General features: G+C 41.8%; 17 protein-coding genes. 5 read left to right on the top strand and 12 right to left on the bottom strand.

Translation table 11 applies throughout. The annotated features are described in order from the left end of the window. Positions 1–7: 7 nt before the first annotated feature. The gene (locus tag KQP93_RS18380; RefSeq protein WP_217877464.1) at positions 8–1006 is read right to left on the bottom strand and encodes a DUF4382 domain-containing protein; all 999 of its coding nucleotides are present in this window, start codon (positions 1004–1006) and stop codon (positions 8–10) included. A gap of 229 nt (positions 1007–1235) precedes the next feature. Here KQP93_RS18380 and KQP93_RS18375 point away from each other — a divergent pair, with 229 nt between their 5' ends. Beyond that, positions 1236–1676, top strand: coding sequence for a hypothetical protein (locus tag KQP93_RS18375; RefSeq protein WP_217877272.1), 441 nt, complete (start codon positions 1236–1238; stop codon positions 1674–1676). Between the two features lie 37 nt (positions 1677–1713). Here the strand turns inward: KQP93_RS18375 and KQP93_RS18370 are convergent, their stop codons facing one another. The 6 genes from KQP93_RS18370 to KQP93_RS18345 all read right to left on the bottom strand — a co-directional run bounded on the left by KQP93_RS18370 (position 1714) and on the right by KQP93_RS18345 (position 7910). Beyond that, positions 1714–3402, bottom strand: coding sequence for a methyl-accepting chemotaxis protein (locus KQP93_RS18370; RefSeq protein WP_217877271.1), 1689 nt, complete (start codon positions 3400–3402; stop codon positions 1714–1716). A 99-nt stretch (positions 3403–3501) separates the two neighbouring features. After that, complete coding sequence (locus KQP93_RS18365; protein WP_217877270.1) at positions 3502–4011, bottom strand: GNAT family N-acetyltransferase; 510 nt, start codon at positions 4009–4011, stop codon at positions 3502–3504. A 3-nt stretch (positions 4012–4014) separates the two neighbouring features. Next, positions 4015–5358, bottom strand: a complete 1344-nt coding sequence (gene astB / locus KQP93_RS18360; protein WP_217877269.1) for an N-succinylarginine dihydrolase — start codon at positions 5356–5358, stop codon at positions 4015–4017. Between the two features lie 48 nt (positions 5359–5406). Further along, on the bottom strand, positions 5407–5637 hold the full coding sequence (locus tag KQP93_RS18355; RefSeq protein WP_217877268.1) for a helix-turn-helix domain-containing protein: 231 nt from the start codon (positions 5635–5637) through the stop codon (positions 5407–5409). Between the two features lie 734 nt (positions 5638–6371). Further along, a complete protein-coding gene (locus tag KQP93_RS18350) occupies positions 6372–7385 on the bottom strand; it encodes a zinc-binding alcohol dehydrogenase family protein (RefSeq protein WP_217877267.1) in 1014 nt (337 codons plus the stop codon). Positions 7386–7478: 93 nt separating this feature from the next. Next, entirely contained in the window at positions 7479–7910 is a 432-nt protein-coding gene (locus KQP93_RS18345; protein WP_130151823.1) for a MarR family winged helix-turn-helix transcriptional regulator, read from the bottom strand. A 123-nt stretch (positions 7911–8033) separates the two neighbouring features. Here KQP93_RS18345 and KQP93_RS18340 point away from each other — a divergent pair, with 123 nt between their 5' ends. Continuing rightward, complete coding sequence (locus KQP93_RS18340; RefSeq protein ID WP_054553604.1) at positions 8034–8462, top strand: organic hydroperoxide resistance protein; 429 nt, start codon at positions 8034–8036, stop codon at positions 8460–8462. Positions 8463–8500: 38 nt separating this feature from the next. On the opposite strand, the gene KQP93_RS18335 is transcribed toward KQP93_RS18340, so the two are convergent. From KQP93_RS18335 to KQP93_RS18325, 3 genes are read right to left on the bottom strand one after another with little or no spacing between them, the layout of a single operon-like run. Then, positions 8501–10471: an alkyl/aryl-sulfatase gene (locus tag KQP93_RS18335; RefSeq protein ID WP_217877266.1), complete on the bottom strand. Its 1971-nt coding sequence runs from the start codon at positions 10469–10471 to the stop codon at positions 8501–8503. 23 nt (positions 10472–10494) lie between these two features. Next, a complete protein-coding gene (locus KQP93_RS18330) occupies positions 10495–12213 on the bottom strand; it encodes a GMC family oxidoreductase (protein ID WP_217877265.1) in 1719 nt (572 codons plus the stop codon). A 25-nt stretch (positions 12214–12238) separates the two neighbouring features. After that, the gene (locus KQP93_RS18325) at positions 12239–13672 is read right to left on the bottom strand and encodes a coniferyl aldehyde dehydrogenase (RefSeq protein WP_217877264.1); all 1434 of its coding nucleotides are present in this window, start codon (positions 13670–13672) and stop codon (positions 12239–12241) included. 106 nt (positions 13673–13778) lie between these two features. Here KQP93_RS18325 and KQP93_RS18320 point away from each other — a divergent pair, with 106 nt between their 5' ends. Beyond that, positions 13779–14783, top strand: coding sequence for an AraC family transcriptional regulator (locus KQP93_RS18320; protein ID WP_217877263.1), 1005 nt, complete (start codon positions 13779–13781; stop codon positions 14781–14783). Positions 14784–14899: 116 nt separating this feature from the next. After that, positions 14900–17023, top strand: a complete 2124-nt coding sequence (locus tag KQP93_RS18315) for a methyl-accepting chemotaxis protein (protein ID WP_217877262.1) — start codon at positions 14900–14902, stop codon at positions 17021–17023. Between the two features lie 525 nt (positions 17024–17548). Here the strand turns inward: KQP93_RS18315 and KQP93_RS18310 are convergent. Continuing rightward, positions 17549–19021 carry a sensor domain-containing diguanylate cyclase gene (locus tag KQP93_RS18310; protein ID WP_217877261.1) on the bottom strand — a complete coding sequence of 491 codons (1473 nt, stop codon included), beginning with the start codon at positions 19019–19021 and terminating at the stop codon, positions 17549–17551. A gap of 399 nt (positions 19022–19420) precedes the next feature. On the opposite strand from KQP93_RS18310, the gene KQP93_RS18305 reads away from it, so the two are divergent. After that, positions 19421–20938: a DUF3360 family protein gene (locus tag KQP93_RS18305; RefSeq protein WP_217877260.1), complete on the top strand. Its 1518-nt coding sequence runs from the start codon at positions 19421–19423 to the stop codon at positions 20936–20938. Between the two features lie 45 nt (positions 20939–20983). Here KQP93_RS18305 and KQP93_RS18300 read toward each other — a convergent pair whose 3' ends face one another. Beyond that, complete coding sequence (locus tag KQP93_RS18300) at positions 20984–21508, bottom strand: hypothetical protein (protein WP_217877259.1); 525 nt, start codon at positions 21506–21508, stop codon at positions 20984–20986. Positions 21509–21538: the final 30 nt, after the last annotated feature.

Below are 21538 nucleotides of genomic sequence, written 5' to 3'. Positions count from 1 at the left end.
TCCAATATTATTCAGAAACAGTGAAAGACACGTCTAAGTCTTCACCTGATGTTACTGTAATTGGTTTTACTTGATACAGCGTAAATGCTTCGTCTTGCGTTTCTACGTCATCGATATGTGCTGCACATGTGTAAGCTAGTTGGTAGTCATCTGGTTGAATGAACGCAAGTTCAAATTCGTATTGGTTATCTTCGCTATCGAAAACAACATCCGCCGTTGCAAGAGGTGCATCTAATGGTGTTTCATCTTCGTTAACTTCATAGTTGTCCATTGGCATTTCAACATCGCTGCTGTATAGGTAAACAGCATGACCGAATGAGCCATCTTCTAGTGCGATATCGATATTATCAGTTTCACAGTTAGCGATAAGTACGTCGCTAATAGTGCCTTCGATATCTTCAGATTCAGCAAGGTTTTCTAAGCGAACACCCCGTGGTTTTAAGAAGATCTCATCACTATTTTGTGGATCAACTAATGACTTTTTAAGGTCAAATTCAATAACAAAGTCGTTACCAGCTTGGTTAAGGGTAAAACCATCAAGTTGGATTTCACCGATACCATCGTTGCCTTTACGTTTAACAACCAGTGGTGCAATGCTGTCATCTTCGTATACAACATGCGAAGTCATGGTTAAATCGTTTGTGTCACCATTGATCACATCTGCACGGATCCATTGATATTCGCCAGCAGGTACTTCTTCATCTTCTAATAAAGAAAATACATCATCACCTGTGTAGTCTAATAAGTTAACCATTTCAGGCATGGTTTCATCATCATCTTCACGGGTCTCAAAAGTGAACTCTTCACCACCTTGGGTTTTCAATGTGATTGAATCAAACACAACATTTACAGCTTTTAAACCTGTCACAGGTGCATCAGACACACCTAATGTGAACTGTGCAGTTTGCGGCTGAGGATCAACCGAGTTGTTCTTGTCGTTATCTGAGCCACAACCAACAAGTGCAAATAAAACGGCGCTGCTAAGTAATGTAGTTTTAAAGTTCATCATTTCTTCCCTTTGTGTTCTTAAAAATTCATCAGCAGTTTAATAACTAAAGATTAATGTAACTTGAATTGCTAATAATAAGTTTCGATTAACACCTTTGTACCTTTTATCTAACAAGTTGAAAGCCGCAAAAAACTACTAATAAAAAATTAGACTGCTTTTAGGTAAATCCATTTTTCTTCCACATTTTGCTGACACCATGACAAAAAATAAGAACCTAGGAACGAAAATGAAGGTTATTGACTTGGAAAAGCGTTTTGAGCTTATGAGCTGGGCATTATTAAGTGCAATTAATGTGCTCTTACTTATGGGCTTTATGAGTAGTAAATCGGAGGTAAGTAATTTACTTTTTAGTTTTTTACTGTGCACTGTTTCATTACTACTAGCTCTGTTAGTGTTTAATTCAAAGCGTAATTTAACGGTGTGTCGCCATGGTGTACATTACCGTAATTTATTTGGGCAGTGCCGTCATATGCATGCAAGACAAGTGCAGTTTATTCACCATTACTCATTTTTTGGTTTGCGCTTAGTACTTATTATGGGTGAAAAATATGTCTGTTTTGCACCGTTTTACAGCCTCAGCGATAAGCAACAACAGCGTCTTAAGCACTACGATAACGACTTGTTTGATTGGTTAAAGAACTTACAAAAGACTAATGATTTTTGTTAAGCAGGCGTATTTTCCTGCCTAACAATCGCGCAAAATATTAGGTTTTATAGCGACTTACATTTTGCTCTAACTGCGTTGCGGTGTCTGTTAGTTCATGCATGTACGATGTGGCTACATCGGTATCATTGGCGGTTTTGTTAGCAATATCGACAATGGTCGTCATGTTTTGATTAATCGCTTCAGACACTGATGTTTGCTCTTCAGCGGCTGTGGCAATTTGTGCATTTTGTGATGTGATGGTGTTAACCGAAAGCAGTACCTCATTAAGCGCTTTTTCGACTTCGCCTGCCTCATTAACACTGGTTGCACTGCCAGATTTGATTGACTGCATAATGCTATTTACAGTTGTTGTTCCTTGCTGTACTTGCTCAATCATTGCCTCTATTTCATGAGTACTATCTTGCGTGCGCTTTGCAAGAGTTCGCACTTCATCAGCCACCACCGCAAAGCCACGACCCGCTTCACCAGCTCGGGCAGATTCAATAGCTGCGTTCAGTGCCAGTAGATTTGTTTGCTCGGCAATATTTCTGATCACATCAAGCACACTACCAATTTGACTCGATTGTTGATTAAGCTGATCGACCGCATTAGCCCCTTCATCAACGTGTTTGGCAAGGCCATTAATCACCTTTATGGCAATGAGTAATTGATTGTTAGCTTGCTTAACTAAATGATCGGCATGTTCAGCAGCCGTTGAGGCCTCTTGGGCGCTGCGGGCAACTTCCATTGACGCCGCCGACATTTCGTTTATTGCGGTTGCAACTTGTTCACTTTCTTCATGTTGACGATTAATGCCTGCATGCATATTGGCAAGTAGCTCGTTGAGTTTGTGTGACGCTTGATTCATCGATTGCGATGATTGGCGAATATCAATAACCATCTTACCAACGTCATCGGCAAAACGGTTAAACGAACTGCCAAGCTTGCCGAGTTCATCATCTCGTTTCACCATTAAACGTTGGGTTAAATCACCATCACCTTGTGATATATCGTTCATTGCTAGTACGGTTGTGTGCAGTGGGCTGGTAATACTGCGCGATACCACTACAGCAATTGCTGCGGTAATTGCAACTGCAAATACTGAAGCGATTATGGTGTTTATAAAGGCATTATCGATACCTTCATTAACCCGTTGTTCTGTTGCTGCAACTTGTTGCTCAAGGCCACTGATCCAAAAACCGGTTCCTAGCACCCAATTCCATTTTGGTAGTAAAGCGGCATAACCGAGTTTAGGGTTCACACTGCCATTGGTATTTTTCCAAGAATATTGCACATATCCACCGCCTTTCTTCGCAGCATCAATGAGTTCACGTATCAGATAAACCCCATTAGGATCTTTAAAATCATAAAGGTTTTTACCCTCAAGTGAGGCGTTAACACCATGGGCAATGTTGACACCTTTATCATCATAGACAAACACATAGCCTGTATCGCCAGCATCATCAAAACGCAAATTACGTAAGATGCTTTTTGCTTGGTTTTGCAATTGTTCAGTATTAGAACCATCATCTTGTGCGATGAGATGAGCAATCGAACTCATGGCAATTTTTTGATAGTTACTGACTTCTGCTTTTCGGTCGTTTTCCATTTGTGTAGCAAAACTTTCAACGGTTTGTGCACCACTGTGTTTTGATTGCACATAGTTGTAGAGTGTCAGCATAATTGCAATGAGTAGAGGGGGTAGTAGGGCTAGAAAGAGTACCCGTTGCTGTATTGATAGCGCCATTTATCGCTCCTAATAAAAATCCGCAGTACTAGTTTAGTACGTTTAAAGATTTTTATTAGTCGACTTTATGATTATATCAATTGGCTATAAAAAGCAGATCTAGGCGACCTGCTTATAAAAATACACCGTTGCGTCAAATTCACCGGATGAACTTTTCGCAAAACCAGGAATAGTACCAGCTTCAATATAATCGAGTTTGCGATACAAATATGAAGCAGTGTCGCCTTGGCGGGTATCAAGTACCAATAATTGAATCCCTAATGTATGGGCGTCGGTTTCTAGGCTATTCATCAACTGTTTTGCTATTCCTTTGCCTTGATATTCGCTGTGTACCATGAGCTTTTCAACCTCGCCACGGTGAGCGCCATTGGCTTTAGCGCACAAAGAAAGCTGCACTGAGCCAATCACTGTATCACCATCAAGGGCAAGATAAAGCCTACGGTAAGGCGTTGCTAAATCCCCATCAACCCCTTGCCAGTAGTCATGTGCTGACTGTAATGATAGCGGGGCAATAAAGCCGATTGATGCGCCACTGGCAACGCTATCAATCAGTAAACTATTGAGTGATTTAGACACCCCTTTAATAGAGTGTACTGCTTTAATTTTCATTATTTATTCTTGTTGGAATGGATACACAGAGCCTAAGTTAAGCAAGCTGGTTAACTCATCAAGTGCCTGGTAGCTTTCGGTTAAAAGCATTGGATCGGCAAAGTCGTCACTACTTAAAGAGTCACGGTAATGCTTATTTGCCCAACTCACTAATTGGGTATATTTTTCTTCGCTGAACCGTACACCCGGATTGACCGCGGCTAGTTCGTCAGTATTGAGTGCAACACGCAAACGTAAACAAGCAGGGCCACCGCCATTTTGCATGCTTTGGCGCAAGTCAAAAAAGCGCACTTGCTGAACTGGGTTATCTGCCAAAATCATTTCTTGAATGTAATCGTGAACAGCTTGATTACGCTGACACTCTTTAGGTGCAACCAGCATCATGCTGTCATCACTTAAGGTAATTAATTGGCTATTAAATAAATAGCTTCCTACAGCATCTGTAATGCTCACTTTATTGGTTGGCACTTCAATAATATGTAGCGGCTTGTTGCCTAGGTAAGCTTGTTTAATCTGTTTTAGCGTATCAGCTTGATGCAAAAACGCTTGCTCGTGGCATAAAAGTACATTGCCATTGGCCACAGCGATTACATCGTTATGAAAGACACCTTGGTCTATTACATCTGGGTTTTGTTGAATAAATAACTGATTTTCTGGCTTAAGCTCATGTAAACGAGCAATTGCTTGAGATGCTTCAAGAGATTGTCTTGCAGGAAATTTAACAGGTTTTGGTAAGGCGCTATTAAAACTACTTGCCCCATAAACAAAGATCTCAAGCCCTGCATCTGCATGGCTGTCGCATAATCGATTATGATTTGCGGCGCCTTCATCACCAAAAAAACCTTGATCAGGTAAGTGTGTATGATGGCTAAAGTAACGCTCATCGTTAAACATGGCTTTTAATAAAGCCGTAGTTGTAACGGGTTCTAACGAGCGGTGAAATTTGTTATTTAAGTTAGCAGCCGTAAAGTGAACTTTGCCATCAAGCGTATCGACTGAAGGCGAAATAGTGCCAGCATTGGCTGTCCACATGGCCGATGCACTGTAACAAGCTCGCAGTAAAACAGGGTCGGCATTAAATGCTTTTTCAATAATTTGGCTATCGCTGCCTGTAAAGCCTAAACGCTTTAGCACATTAATATCAGGGCGAGCATGAGGTGCAAAAATACCTTGTTCTAGTCCTAATTCGTGCATCGCCTTCATTTTTTCAAGGCCTTGTAGTACGGCCTCTTTAGGGTTTGAATGCGAAGAGGCGTGACTTAGTGAAGCGACATTGCCATACGATAATCCCGCGTAATTGTGAGTAGGCCCCACTAAGCCATCAAAGTTTACTTCTACTGCGTGCATACTTAATCCGTCATTATTGTGCGTGTATTTTAACCATACAGAAGTTATTTAGCTGAAGCTAGCTAACTCCATTTCTACATTACGTAGACTTTGTTGAAGTCGCTTCTGAGTGGCAATTAAATACGCTTTTTGTTTGTTCTGTTTAACTTGTTGCTGTCGTGCGGCTTTGTATAACACACGCTTAGGAATGTCGTACTGCTCAGATGCTTCGGTGATTGTTAGTTGATGAACCGAAATTTTTTTCAGCGCTTCAATAAATACGGGGTCATTATTTAACATAGCGACGCTCCAAATCAGCAACATTATGCGGATCATTTGCTTCATGCATATGCCATGTGCTGATGTCTAATCGCCAAAGTAGATAAAGAGTGTGAAAGAAGTTAGTCACGTTAGTCTCCTTGTTAGTGCCAGTTCATACTAACTATTGGAAGATCTGTGCCAAACCTTTATTAAAATTAAATGCATTAAAAATCAATTGGTTAATGCTGGGCGATAAGGGCGTCCCCAAAATCAGGCACTAAAATAGTGAAAGGCAAGCGTAGTAATGCACTTTAATGATGCGTGTTATTATTGTTGAGTGAGGAAATAAGCGATGTGAAATCGCTGCTACATGCGCGTGCCTCGCACCTCGTATCTCGTTTTTTGTAACTTGAATCTTAATTTTTTTGTTTTGCGCGCCAAGCAAGCGTGACACCTACAGGTAGCAGCGCTATATGCCGCGACATGGGTGAGGTAGCGGCGATAGGAGAATAAAACGCGATGTGAAATCGCAGCTACATGCTCGCATCTATTTCTTGTAGGAATGACTTTAGTCATGAATAACTAACCACCACACAAAAGTAAAACCTTGGCCGTAGGCGTGAAACTTGTTTTGCGCGCCAAGCAAGCGTGACGCCTACAGGTAGCAGCGCTTTATGCCGCGACATGGGTGAGGTCGGAGAGATACGAGAATAAAACGCGATGTGAAATCGCTGCTACATGCTCGTATCTCGCAACTTTACTCTCGTAACTAGCTATTCAAACCCTTCCAATACAAGCTTTCCGCGAGCTTTATGAGATTCTAAAATCCCATGGGCTTTAATAAGGTTTGCTACGTTTATCTTACCTAAATGCTCACCCAATGTTGTTTTGATTGTGCCGTTATCCACTAAGGTCGCGAGCTCTGAAAGAAGCTGATGCTGGACAATCATATCATCGGTTTGGAACATTGAGCGGGTATACATAAACTCCCAATGCAACGAAATACTTTTACGCTTTAACTTTAAAATATCAAAGCTTGCAGGGTCGTCGATCAATGCCAATTTACCTTGTGGCTTGATCACTTCTATAATGCTATCAAGATGTTGGTCGGTGTGCGTTAAGCTCACTACGTAATCAAATTCATTTAAGTCGGCCGCAAGACGTTGCTCGTTAAGGTTTTTGCTATGATCAAGCACATGATCAACACCTAAGTCTTTAAGCCAGTTGGCGCTTTCTTCTCGTGCGGCGGTACCAACAACCGTTAAATTGGTAAGCTGTTTGGCAAGCTGCACTAAAATTGAGCCTACACCACCGGCGGCACCTATCACTAATACAGAGGCTGGCTTATTGTTCTTAGATTTTTCAATCTGTAAGCGGTCAAACAATAACTCCCATGCGGTGATACTGGTTAAGGGCAGGGCGGCTGCTTCACTATTACTAAGGCTTGTTGGTGCAAGACCGACAATGCGTTCATCAACAAGTTGCAGCTCAGCATTACTGCCTTGGCGCGTTAAGTCGCCAGCATAAAACACACGATCACCGACATTAAATAACGAAACCTTGTCGCCAACAGCTTTAACGGTTCCCACGGCATCCCAGCCAATAACTTTGTAGCCACTGTCTGGCGATACATTGGCGCGAATTTTAGTATCAACAGGGTTTACTGAAATTGCTTCTACGGCGACAAGAATGTCGTGACCTGTGGCAACGGGATCAGGTAATTCAATCGCTTGTAGTGATGAGTCAGATAACGTTGGGGTTGCTGTAGTGTATCCAAATGCTTTCATGATGGTGTCCGTATTGATGAGTTTTGAACACTATAGCGCATCTAGTTTTATTAAAAAGCGGTGTAATCCAAATTCACTTTCAAATAATTTTTGTTAATTGAGGTCACTATTTACTAAATCGAGTAACTCAATCAGTTGCAGTGCTTGTTGTTCGTTAATGCTTGGGAAGCGACAACGAATTTGCGACGGTATCTCAGCCGCTTGATCTTGCATCGCCTTGCCTTTGGCTTCGAGCTGCACGAGTCGTTTGCGTTTATCTTGGCTATCTTTGGTGATCGACAACAATGCTTTATCGCTCATTTTTTTCAAAATTTGCGTCATTGCACCGCCATCAATGGCGGTTTTTTCAAGTAATTCAGCAATGCTGATCTGATCTTTTTCCCACAGCGCCATCATTACGACGTATTGCGGGTAGGTTAAATCTAATTGATTGAGAGAATCTCGATACGCACGGGCAATCCCATTCGATGCCATATATAAGCGATGGCATAGCTGGTTATCTAATTTTAGTTGTGGGTATTTCATACTCGATCCTCAAAATTCAATACGAGTATTTTAATTTGCATACAAAGTATTTGCAATCCCGAAAAAGCTGATCTAATATATTTTGCATGCAAAACATATTGTCACTCAATTAGGAGAGTAATCATGAAAGAACTACAAAGCGTCGCATACACAGCAAAAGCAACAGCAACAGGTGGCCGTGAAGGCACAGCAAAATCAGATGATGGTCGTTTAGATGTGGCACTATCAACTCCTAAGGGGTTAGGTGGTGATGATGGTCAAGGTACAAACCCTGAGCAGTTATTTGCAGCAGGTTACGCGGCTTGTTTTATCGGTGCATTAAAGTTAGTTGCTGGTCAAGCAAAAATTAAACTACCTGCAGATACTCACATTAACTCTGAAGTATCAATTGGTCCTATCGAAGGTGGTTTTGGTATTGCTGTTAAGCTTGCGGTATCGGTGGGTGATCTGGATAAAGACACCGCCCTTGCACTGGTTAATAAAGCGCACGAAGTATGCCCATACTCAAATGCAACGCGCGGCAACATTGCAGTAGAACTATCAGTGATCTAGTGTGTTGATAGGTGGGCTTAAGTGCCCACCTACATTAGTTAAGGTTTTACAATCTCAAACCAATAGTCAAAGCTATCAATTAAGCTAATCAACAAGGCGAACTTTTGAATATCCCCTTTAAAACTGGCCTTTTTACTTTCAAGTAAGCTCTTGAAGTTCACTTGTTTCAATAAAAGTAAGTCTAAGTCAGTGCGATTAAGTGTTAACGTTAAATCAGCATGCTCACTTTGTGTGTTTGCTAGGTTGTTTAAGTGGGCGTTGTTTAACTCTAAAGTAAACTTTTCTTGAGTATCGGGAAGCTGAATATTTATAATAAACTGATGTTGAACAGCTTTTTCGGCATTTAATCTTACACCTAAATAGTCAAAGACAAGCTCAGTACTCATAGCTTTAATGATGTCAGGCCCAATTTCTGTTTTATTTACACTATTTGGCATTCCATTCCTCAGCTCATATGCTGCAGATAAATATGCATTTCTCCAACCAGCATTCTCAGCTTGGTAGCCAAGTTGTTCTAATGTATCAGCTTGTAGTGCAATAGCTGCTTGATTCTCGGGTTCTGCATAAACTAAGTGATTTAGTAATTCTGCCACCCATCTATATTCACCATTATCAAATGCCGTTTGCGCCTCATTTAGCATTGCGATGCTGCCGCCTGCGAGTTTAACGTATCGCTTTGCAGAATCGGAAGGGCTTAGTTTATTAAGTGTGGCGGGGTTCATATCAAAAAAACCAAGATATTTATTAATGATGCCTCTTACGTTGTGACTAACAGAGCCATGATAGCCGCGATTAAACCATTCATTAGATAAACTTTCCGGTACTGAAAATTGGTTATGAATTTCGTTTATCGTAACCCCTTGATTCGCTAAATTAAGCGCTTGATCGTGCATGTAACCATACATATCTCGCTGTTTTTCAAGATAGTGAACAATATTCTTATTACCCCATCGAGGCCAATGGTGTGAGGCAATAAGTATGTCGGCTTGCTTACCAAACTGTTGTAGAGTTTGATTTATTTTTTTACTCCATTGTAATGCATCTCTTGTTTCTGCCCCACGTATTGTATAAATATTATGCATACCTGCGACAGTATTTTCAGCCATCCATAAAGTTTTAAATTGAGGAAACCAAGTATTCATTTCTGAAGGCGACTCGGTGTTCGGTGTGTTTTTCATGACCATCTCAATACCGTCGACCATGATGGTTTCTTGAGGCTGCTCAATGATGCGGGTAGGCGCAATAAGGCTAACATAGCCAAATGCAATCCCTTTACCCAGTGCACTATCAACAGTGGATAGTTCATTTTTACCAATAATACTTCCATATTGATATCCAGCGCGACGCTGCATTGCATTGCCAGCCAAAACAGACTCTTTGACAACATGTTCCATAAAATGTGCAGGGGCAATTACTTGTATTTCGTTATTATCGACTTGTTGTTGACTAATGATGCCTTTTACCCCGCCAAAATGATCCGCATGTGCATGGCTGTAAACTATGGCTTTAATGGGTCTATCCCCAAGGTGCTTTGTTATTAAATCGTGTGCTGCCTTGGCTGTTTCAGGAACGGTAAGGGGATCAAATATAATCCAACCTGTATCGCCTTTGACATAAGTTACATTAGCTAAATCAAAGCCTCTTACTTGATATATATTCTCAGAAACCTTAAAAAGTCCGTAATTTAGATTGAGTACAGCTTGTCGATGAAGGCTTGGGTTTATTGAGGGGATAAAGTCATGCTCTTTTAAAAAATCAAATTGATTGAAGTCCCAAACTACGTCACCATTTGCATTAAAAATTTGTTTATTTTGAGGTTTCGCAATTATTCCTTTACTCGCAAGTGCAAAGTCAGCTTTATCATTAAAAGGTAATGTTTGTAACAACTGTTGATTCTTTTGAACTGTGAATTTACTAGCAGGTTTACTGCTTAAATTATTATCTGCCTGTGCGTAATGAGTACAGGCTATAAAAGCTAATATACTGAAATTTAATGATTTTGTTATCATTTATTTTGTCCTTGGTGTTATTTTTATATGTTTTTTATTTGTGCTAATAAATCACCAGAGCCTGTTAGGGATGATGTTTGACCGGCTAAAGGCTCGCTAAATAAAATGGGCTTAATTGTTTTTGCGCGATGCTCATCGAATACCGGTATTTGGCTCATTGCGTATTCAGACAATGCGGTAATGGTTAATGATGGATTTACCCCTAAATTTCCCGGTATGATTGAGCCGTCAATAACACGTAGGTTTTGATAGCCGAACACTTCTCCGGAGCTATCAACTACGCCGTTAGAAGCATCACTTCCCATAGCGACGCCACTCATTATATGTGCTGTCATCGGGGCACCAAAGAGCACTTCAGTTAAGGCTGAGCCTGGTACTCCACCGAGTTTTTCGGCGTAGAGCTTAGTTGCTTCTTCTGCTTTTGGAAAACTAACACTAAGCGGTGTGTCATTGTCTTTTTGCACCGCAGTAATGCCATTTTTAAATAAGCGATACCATTTACGTCGCCACTCAAGGTGAATAAATGCCTCGGATTTTTGCATCACCAAAAATAGAATCGAGCTGCGGGCTTTGCCTTTTGGACGCAATACTTTGGCTGTTTTAATTGGATGGCGCAGTGTATTCACTAAAAACTTAGCAATACGCTTGAGGCCTTTGCCAGTCACCATAGGAACGTAAGGTAAATATAGCCATGTGCCATCGGCACCTTCTTTAAATCGGCAAATTTCAATGTTGGTGTCTTTATCGACCGAAATAAATGAGCTGATCGCAACGCCATCATCAACTTTCTTCGTGGTGTTGTTCGCGGTGGTGAGAGTTTCTGAATTAGTACGAATTTGCTGACCTAGCCAAGCTGAAATATTGGGCAGTGTTTTGTCTTTATCACGCATTTTTAAAAGCAACGGCACGGTGCCCATGACCCCTGCGCTTAGCACAACGCCACGTGTTTTCAGGGTATAAATATGGCTATTGCGATGACTGGTATCTTTAATCTTAATTTTGTATCCGGCGCTGCCATCTGCATTGAGCGGGGTGATTTTGATTACTTCAGAGCTAGGTCTTATCTCTACGCCGTTGCGCTCGGCAAAGTACAGATAGTTTTTCATTAAGGTGTTTTTTGCATTATGGCGACAACCAATCATGCAGCTACCACAATAATGACAGGTATTTCGCCTTGGGCCATCGCCATTAAAGTATGGGTCGGGTAGCTCTTTGTTATAGGCTTCGCCGGGTTTTGCAAAAAGCACCCCAGTGTTCACGGTTTTGAACGAGTCGCCTTGACCCATCTGCTCAGCAATGTCTTTTAGTGTGTGGTCGGCAACATTGGTATAGGTATTTTTGGCACTGCCTAACATACGCTGTGCAAGGCCGTAGTAGGGCATGAGGCTTTCTTTCCAGTCTGATTTTATCCGTTTCCACGCTGGAGATTGAAAAACTTCATCATCAGGAATAAGGTGCACATTGGCATAAATCTGTGAGCCACCGCCAACACCCACACCATGCAGCACAGTAACTTTGCTGGTAAACGAAAATTGAATGCAGCCTTTTAGGCCAATTTCTGGCTGCCACATATAGTTTTTTATATCTAAGTTGGTTTCTGGAAATTCTTTATCGTCGCGGCGTAGGCCTTTTTCGAGTACTAAAACCCGGTTGCCTTTTTCGCTTAGCCGAAGCGCACTCACAGAGCCGCCAAATCCAGAGCCTATAATAATTTGGTCAAAATCAAATGTGTGTTGCTGCATTATTATCACCTGTTGGTGTTTATTATTATGAATTTAATTTACTTAAAAAGGCTAAAAGCTTATCAGCAAATGTGCCGTAAGGGGGCATTAGAAATTTCACGCTCGAAAACTTGGCTTGATAAAACACCGGGCGTAATTTTGAAAAGGTTAAAAAGCCTTCATAGCCATGGTAATGTCCCATGCCACTGGCACCTACACCACCAAATGGTAGGTCGTGCTGACCAACATGAAACAGGGCATCATTAACGCTTACACCACCCGACATCACCTGCTCAATATAAAAGTTAACAAGCTGTGTGTTGTAGCTAAAAGGGTAAAACGCTAAAGGCCTATCTCGCACTGCAATATAATCAACGACCTGCTGCGAGTCTTGATAGGTTTTTACCATTAAAATAGGCCCAAATGTCTCGCGGGTATCAATGCTCATACTGTCATTGCTATTTAAAATTAATGTCAGTGGCAGCTTTCGCGTGTTGGCATCAGCCACTTGGTCGCTAAGCGTAATAACGTCAGCACCGAGTTGTTTGGCTTCTTCAATACAGTTTGTAAGGCGTTTAAATGCGCGATCATCAATAATGGCTGTGTAATCTTGGCTATGAATATCTGGCACATGTTTCTTCGCCCAGCGAGTTGCTGTATCGATAAATAGCGTAAGTTGAGACTGATGCACAAACACATAATCAACATTGGTACAAATTTGCCCTGCGTTCATTTGCTTTACATACATGATGCGCTCAACAGCTTTTTGCATCGGGTAATCAGTAGCAATCACAGCAGGAGATTTACCACCTAACTCAAGGGTTACAGGCGTTAGGTTTTGCGCCGCTGCAGCCATCACTTTTTTACCGGTTTCACCTGAACCAGTGAACATTAAATGGTCAAAGGTAAGCTTTGAAAAGGCGATGCCTACTTCACCTGTCTCACAGTAAAATTGCAGCTTTTCTGGTTTGAAATAGTGGCCCACTAGCTCGCCTAAAAGTGCACTTAAATGCCGAGAGTTTTCAGACATTTTAACCATCGCCTTATTACCTGCTGCAAATGCAGCAGCTAATTGACTGAATGCTAAATTTATCGGGAAATTCCATGGCACAATTAACCCTACTACACCAAGTGGCTGGGGAATAACTCGGTTTTTTGCCCCTAAATACATTCGGTGATCAACATGTCGCTTTTGCACTTTCATCCACTTTTTAAGGTGCTTTAAAGTGCTATTGATATCTGCACACGCATTAATGATTTCGGCCAGCAAGGTTTCATGGCGAGAGCGATTACCATAGTCTTGGTTAATAGCACTAATAATACGTGCTTGGTTCTCAGTAATCATAGCTTTTAGCGCAAGTAAGTGTTCACGTCTTTGCTGGTAGCTTTCAATACCTTCTGCTTTAGCGTGGCTGCGCTGCGCGTCTAAGTCGGCCATTAAAATGTTGTCGATGCTTATCGGTTGTGCTGCAATGTTCATCTGTATGTTCTGTTGTCAGTGTTTGTTCTAGCATAAATAAATCGCTTGCAGTTGATTTGACTTTTTAGGACACTGAAATGACTCTTTAGGACAAAAGGCACACTGCGTGGAAAGTTTAATTCGCTCTTCTAGTTTAGCTGGGTTTGAGAATTTAGTGAGGCAATATGGTGTAAATCCAATTGCTTTGTTGGAGAAGGCGGGTATTTTACCCGAACAATTACGCGACCCAGACAGCTTTGTTGTTTACGCTCATTACCTTGAATTACTTGAGCTTGCTGCTCATGCCTGTGACGAGCCGTGCTTTGGCTTAAAGCTTGGTGCATCACAAAGTATGAGTACGGTAGGCTTGATTGGTGCTTACATGTCGCGCCAGCCTACGATTCTTGATGCCCTCAATGTTGCCCAAAAATACATATACTTACATGCCGAAGGTATTGTGCTAAACCTTGCCTTGCTTGGGCAAACAAGCTGTGAGGTACGTTTTGTCCGACTGTCTGACGAAAAACAGGAATTTGAGCAAAAGTCTCAGTTGGCAGTGTGTTTGGTCAATAAAATATTAAAAGAATTAGTTGGCCCGAAATGGCGCGCCGATAAAGTGTGTTTACGGCAATCTGTCGCGGTGAAACAGCAGCCCTTATTTAATAAAGTGCTTAATTGCGAGGTTGAGTTTAACAGTGACGTTGATGCAATTTACTTTTCAAGCGCATTTTTATCCTATAAACCCCAGCTCAATGATGCCATTTTAGACACTCTAATAGCTGATCAACTTAAGCTGCAATGCCTTAACAAGCTCCCCGATGAAATGCTGCAAATAGAAGGTGCGATGAAAATGTTGTTAGCAACAGGAGAGTGCAACAAAGAAAATACCGCCAAAAGTGTAGGGCTACACCCCAAAAAGCTGCAACGCATATTAACCGAGCATAACACCAGTTATCGGCAATTGTTGGACGAAGTTAGAAAGTCAGAGGCAATGCGGCTATTACAACAAAAGCATATCAATATGACCGACTTAGCACTGCGTTTAGGCTATGCGGAGCTGTCGATTTTTAGTCGTCGCTTTAAGTTATGGTTTGGTGTGTCACCCACCCAATGGCAGCAAAATTTGCGCTAACTTAACCAAGCGGCTTAATCACAGTAAAATTCCATACTTTTTTTCTAATTGTCCCTGTGAAGTCATGCAAATGGTCTAAACTATTAGCAAACCTACAATAAAAACAGGAAATGTCGATGCGGCAGTTAGCATTAGCGAAAAAGTTATTATGGCTTACGGTAGGCAGTATTTTTATTACTGTGTTTGTTTTATCAAGTGTTTTATGGTGGCAGCTGTCAAGCAGCAACCAGCAATTAGCTGCGCAATCAGAAAAGCTGATTGTTGCTGAAGTTGAAGACAAACTCGCCTCAAATGCCGCCGCATATGGTGAACAAGTTGCTGGGTTTATTAATGAAGCGTACCGAGTGCCTTATTCATTTGCCGCAATCTTAGGTGATCATGATGCGGCAGCTACCTTAACTCGCGATGCAGTTGTTGAGTTGAATCGCTCTCTATTACAAAAAAATGATATTCTTTCATCTATCTACTCGCAATTTGAAGCAAATGCGTTTGATGGCCGTGATGCTAATTTTATCAGTGGGTATGATCATTCTGTAGCAGGTGTTGGCACACTAGAAATTTATTTTACGCGCAACCGAGACGGCGCAATTGAACAACAAGTGGTTGACGATGTAGCTGAGAAATATGTCGATACCCTCAATGAATTTGGCCAGCGGGAAGCTGAGTGGTACTTGTGTGTAAAAGACACCAAAGTACCTTGTATTATGGAACCCTACTTATACGAAATCACCCCAGGTTACTCTGAAATGATGACCTCTCTAACTGTGCCCATTCTTCGTGATAACGAATTTATTGGTGTTTCCGGGGTTGATTTAACATTGCCTGTATTTCAAAGCATGACTGAAAAGCTCTCAAAAGAGCTGTATAACGGAAAAGCCCGCGTTACATTATTAAGCTCACTCGATTTAGTGGTTGGTAGTAGCCATTACAAAGATAAGCTAGGCAGACCACTAAAAGAGGCGGTGACTAAAAGCACTTTAGACAATTACGTAAAAGCGAAAAAACAAAGTGGTGTATTTAAAGTCGGTGATGAGTATTTAGTCAACTATCCAATTAGCATAAAGCTTGCGAAAACACAGTGGAACTTATTGATTGAAGTACCCGCTGAGCTTGCCCTTGAAGGGCCTCATGCACTGGCAAATAGCATGAGCGAAAATGCCAATACACTAGGTGGCTTAATCTTGGTGACGGGTATTATTATTGCTGGTGCCTCCTTTGTGATCATGACCTTAGTGATCCGAACCATTGTGGCTCCATTACAACAAATTCAACAGCGTGTTGATAACCTTGCCAGTGCTGAAGGTGACCTAACCCAAACCTTGCATGTTGATACCCACGCTGAGCTAATCGCATTGGCTACAGGCTTTAATGCATTTCTTGCTAAATTACGCGATTTAATTGGTGAGCTTAAGAATGTATCAACGCAAACCAAAGAGCAGGCCCACTTAGCGACCAGTGTTGCTGTTGATACTAAGCACAACGTTCAAGCTCAATTCCAAGAAATTGAGAGTGTAGTAACCGCCATGAACGAAATGAGCGCAACAGCCCTTGAAGTGGCAAGAGCCTCAGAGCAGTCAGCACAGCAAGCCGATGAAATAAACAGCCTTGTAGTGAGCAGTGAATCGAGCCTGTCGTCTGCGGTTACGCAAGTTAAAACCATGTCAGATGAAATCAAAGAGGCCAATCAAGCAGTTGAAAAAGTTGCGGCACGCAGTAACGACATCACCCAAATTTTAGATGTGATCAGAACAATTGCAGAGCAAACTAACTTGCTTGCTCTCAATGCGGCAATTGAAGCGGCAAGGGCCGGTGAGCAAGGCCGTGGCTTTGCGGTGGTGGCTGATGAAGTAAGGGCACTTGCTTCAAAAACACGTTCATCAACCGATGACATCAGCGGTCTAATCGACAGCTTACAGCTAGAAGTAGGTAACGCTTCTAAAGTAATTGAACAAGGAGTTGTGCGTGCACAAACCGCGGTAGATGAAACCTCCGTTGCCTTTGATGCATTACACGAAGTTGTCGTCAAAGTAGACGAAATCACGCAGCAAATTACCCACATTGCAACGGCCGCAGAAGAGCAAAGCTCAGTCACAGAAGAAATAAACCGCAACCTGACGTTAATTTCAGATGCCGCATCGCAATTAGCTGAGCTATCTACCCAAGCCGGAGATGGTAGCCAAACCCTCAATGCACTCGTTGCACAACAAGATGATGAGTTGAATAAGTTAAAGACGAAGTAGTTTTAAGGTGCTAGGTTTGAGAAAAACGCGATGTGAAATCTCTGCTACATGCTCGCATCTCGTTTCTATCTCTCGTAGGAATGACTTTAGTCATGAAAAATTAATCACTACTCAAAAGTGGAACCTTGGCCGTAGGCGTGAAACTTGTTTTGCGCGCCAAGCAAGCGTGACGCCTACAAGGTAGCAGCGGCTTTATGCCACGCCATTGTTGGGGTAATGGAGATACGTGATAAACACGCGATGTGAAACCGCTGCTACATGCTCGCATCTCGTCTCTATCTTTCGTAGGAATGACTTTAGTCATGAATAATTAACCACCACACAAAAGTAAAACCTTGGCCGTAGGCGTGAAACTTGTTTCGCGCGCCAAGCAAGCGTGACGCTTACAAGGTAGCAGCGGCTTTATGCCGCGTCATTGTTGGGGTAAGGGAGATAAGTAATAACACGTGATGTGAAATCGCTGCATACATGCTCGTTCTTTACTATCGCAACTTTCCCCTTGTAACTATACTCTCGTAACTCATTCTAACTACACTGCGCTTGATTACGGCCTCGATTTTTGGCTTGATACAACGCTTTATCGGCGCGTTTTAACATCGATTCTATATGCTGATCGCTTGCTTGTAAGGTGCTTACGCCAATACTCACGGTGAATTTAACGTGTTTGTTGTCGGCGATGATGTCTTGCTGTTCTATATCGGCTCTGATCTTTTCTGCGATAGCAAATGCTGTGTGGTTATTTGCCATAGGTAAAAATAAGACAAACTCTTCTCCACCAATGCGCCCCGCAATACCTGATGCTCTGCTATGTTGGATGAGTTTATGCGCTGTGGTTCGTATTACTTCATCGCCAGTAGCGTGGCCAAATGTGTCGTTTATAGCTTTAAATTGGTCTAAATCTAACAGTAACAAGGAGCAGGTATTTTGCGCGTCATGATATTTTGCAAACTGTTGATTAACCTTTTCGAAAAAGCCGCGGCGATTATAAAGTTGTGTTAAATGATCTGTCACTGACAAGGCTAATGCCTCATGCTTAGCACGTTCTAGTTCATAGGTTCGTTCTTCTACTTTTTGTTCGAGCATGGTGGTCAGTTTTTGTTGTTCTTTCTTTCGTTGAATAAAAACGGCTTGAATGAGTAATACCGCTGAAAGAGTAAATAAAAAGAAAAACTGCATGGTCACTTCTGCTGTTTTAGGATGGTGATAATAAAAATACCCCCAGCCTTGATTACTTCCGATCCAAGCTGCAAAAAACACCAACATATTCATGCAGCTGGTGGCGGTTGGTGATAACCGCGTGGCAGCATAAAGCAGCGGAAACAACAGTAATGCAGGTTGCAAAAATGGTAATGTCATGGTTGTGTATGCGGGGCCAAAAATAAAATAACACAACAAAACCACGGTCAAAGTAAGCAACAAAAGTTTAGAAAGCTCACTAGGCGTGACCGGATGCGGCCAATTTCGCCATAAAAAGTAAAGGGCAGGGGTGAATACAATCGCCGCTAAGGCATTGCTAATGCTCCAATTTAATATGCCAACATAGAAGCCATTAAACCACTCGATACTAACTAGCGAGTATATGCCCACACCGAAAAGCGCAGAAATCACGCCAATCGCAATGCAAGCAACAATAAACACTCTGGCTAAACTGGTGACGCTTGTCAGCAGTGTGTGTTGTTTAAGTTTTCGGTTAATTAGCCAAAATGCAGTTAAAGCAGCGAGAGTATTACCTGTGGTTGTTGCGGCATTTATTGCTATGTGTTTAAACGTGAATGGATTTAAGTCGCTAAGATAAAAGTAACAAAGCACAACTAAACAGGTGCCTGATGCAACGCCCAACCAGGCTTTACGACCAAATAACATCAAGCCTGCTAATGCGACTCCTGCTGGTGGCCATACCGCCAGTGTTTTTAACACTTGCATAGTAAACAAGCCAAACAGCAGATAAACAGAGCAAACAATGATATTAAATTGCCAAGGCTTGAGCTGTGTGTTCATACATCCCTTTATGTGCTTATGTAAGAAAGCCACCGACTGGCGAGTTAGCATTAATCAAACTACTAATAAATTAGTATATTAGCAGTTAGAGAATAGGCAAATTCGATTAATCTAAAAGTGGTTTTTCTATAGTTGTTTGCTATTCATACAATTTATTAGACTAATAGTTAATGTGCTTGAAAAATAACCTTTATCTCACTCTTTAAAAGCGTTTTTATCATTAAGTTTATAAATATCAATGTGTTAAATTTATTTTCTGACACTCTCAACTTATTAAAAGCCCCTTTTTATAAATTCATACCCGACCTTTTGCCTAATCGTGTTTTGTATCTGTCTGCTTTACCCTAACTGCATAATAAAAACTCACACAATTTTTCAAGATAGGCAGTAGGAGAACTCATGAATACGAGGCAGCAATCAGCGTCAATAACGCCTGCTGAACAAGGATCGGATACTCATACCGACCAGCAAAGCTATCAAGCACTTCATAAACCCAGCAGTGAATTTTCGAGTCGTGACGAATACCTTGAACACGAATTACAAATTATGCAGCCTAAGCGCTGGCGACCTAACTTACCATTTCGTGATTATCGGTTTGAATTAGAAGACTCTATCCCTGCTATGGCAGGGACCATAGGCAAGGTGGTCATGGTGGGGGCAATTGCTGCAACGTTTGCAGCGCCACTAGGCTTAGGTGAAGGCTTTATTCTAGAAAACGTGCGTTATGAACTGTTAATTGTATCGATCTTCATTTTATTATTTTCAGGCTTCTTTTTACCAACAGCAAACTTAGCGGGTACGCATGGGCCGCTTATTCCATTGATCCCGATAGTGGTTGCAGCGGGTGGTCACCCAATGGCCTTTGGTTTACTGATAGGGGCGTTTGGTCTATTACTCGCGCTTAGTAAAGGCGGGAGTTTACTGGCGGGCTTAACTAGCCGAGGTGTGTGTGGCGGTTTACTGCTCTACCTTGGTTTTATCGGCACGATTTCGCAGGTTAAAAAGCTGTTTGCATGGGCTGAAGGCATTGATATGACCCATATCGCTTTCATTGTGATCTTGTCGACTATCGTGTTGTATGCCTTACTTGAGCACTACAAAAAGCGTTGGTTAGCCGTACCATTAAGCTGTTTACTTGGCGGTTTAATCGCATTTTTACTGGGTGCGCCGTTTGAGTTTAAAACAGCACCGGGCTTACCAAATATGAACCCAATGTATTGGTGGGGTGAAAACACTGGTTGGATGTTGGGTTTACCAACCCTAGAGAGCTTTGTTGTGGTATTGCCATTCGCGGTGCTTGCGGTTGCAATGTGGTCACCTGACTTTTTAGGGCATCAAGTATTCCAAAAAATTAGTTACCCAGAACGCACTGAAAAAGTACAAATGAACATTGACGATACCATGTTTAGTGCTTCAATTCGCCAAACGTTTGGTTCATTGTTAGGCGGCTCTAACTTTACCTCTTCATGGGGCACCTACATCGTGCCAGCAGCTATCGCTAAACGCCCAATTCCTGCGGGTGCGGTATTAACGGCATTATTTTGTATCATTGCCAGTATTTGGGGCTACCCAATGGATTTAGCAATTTGGCAACCTGTGTTATGCGTCGCGCTAATAGTTGGTGTGTTTATCCCACTTCTAGAAGCGGGTATGGAAATGACCCGCGAAGGTAAAACTACGCAATCGGCTGCTATTGTGGTGTTTTCATCTACTTTAGTGAATCCTGCATTTGGCTGGTCATTAACTATGTTGCTCGACAATCTGGGCTTAATTGGTTGTAAAGAGCGAAGCTCTGAGCTGTCTCCAATGAGCCGTTGGATCATTCCATTAGTGATGTTTGTTATCTTAACAACTGTGATGGCAATAGTGGGGATGCTGCCAGGTATTCCGGCATTAATGGCTGACTTTAGGCATTGATAAAAAAGGGTAAGGTGATAAACGCCTTACCCTTTTTCAAAGCTTTTATTTAAATTTAACTGTTTTTTCGCTGCGGGTGTAAGTTCGGGTATCGGGTTTTGTCCACTGGCCTTTTTTAAGGTAAGAGGTCGACACCACAAAGCTGTTGTCTTTAAACTCGCTTGTCGATTTGACCTTAGTGATCCCTTCTTTATTACCCGTTACATTCTCATAAGCAACAAACTGAGTAGGGCTAAGTACATTCATAGTACCTTGAGTATAAAACCCTGCCGTAGTAAAGTAATAAAACACCAAAGACTGCTTTTTATTGTCCCAAAAAATCATCGACTCACCACCATATTCACCTTCATTGATAGAGTGAATGGTTTTAATCGCCGTGCCATTTAGCGCGCGTTGCCAGGTACTCACATCTTGCACCGCAGGTTTACCTGCTGCGACATTAAAGTCTGACTGCCACGTGCCTAAGTAAGGCTCAAACACTTTTAGCTTATCATCAAGTTGTTGCTCTGCTGCCATAACAGAAAGCGAACATAGGCAGATTGATAGTAAAAGTGATTTTAGGTATGCCATAATAGCGCCCCGATAAAATTAATTTGTTTT

It is taken from the genome of Pseudoalteromonas shioyasakiensis, assembly GCF_019134595.1.
Taxonomy (GTDB): domain Bacteria; phylum Pseudomonadota; class Gammaproteobacteria; order Enterobacterales; family Alteromonadaceae; genus Pseudoalteromonas; species Pseudoalteromonas shioyasakiensis_A.
The sequence above is the reverse complement of the archived record's forward strand: the minus strand, read 5'-3'. Positions and strand labels throughout refer to the sequence as shown.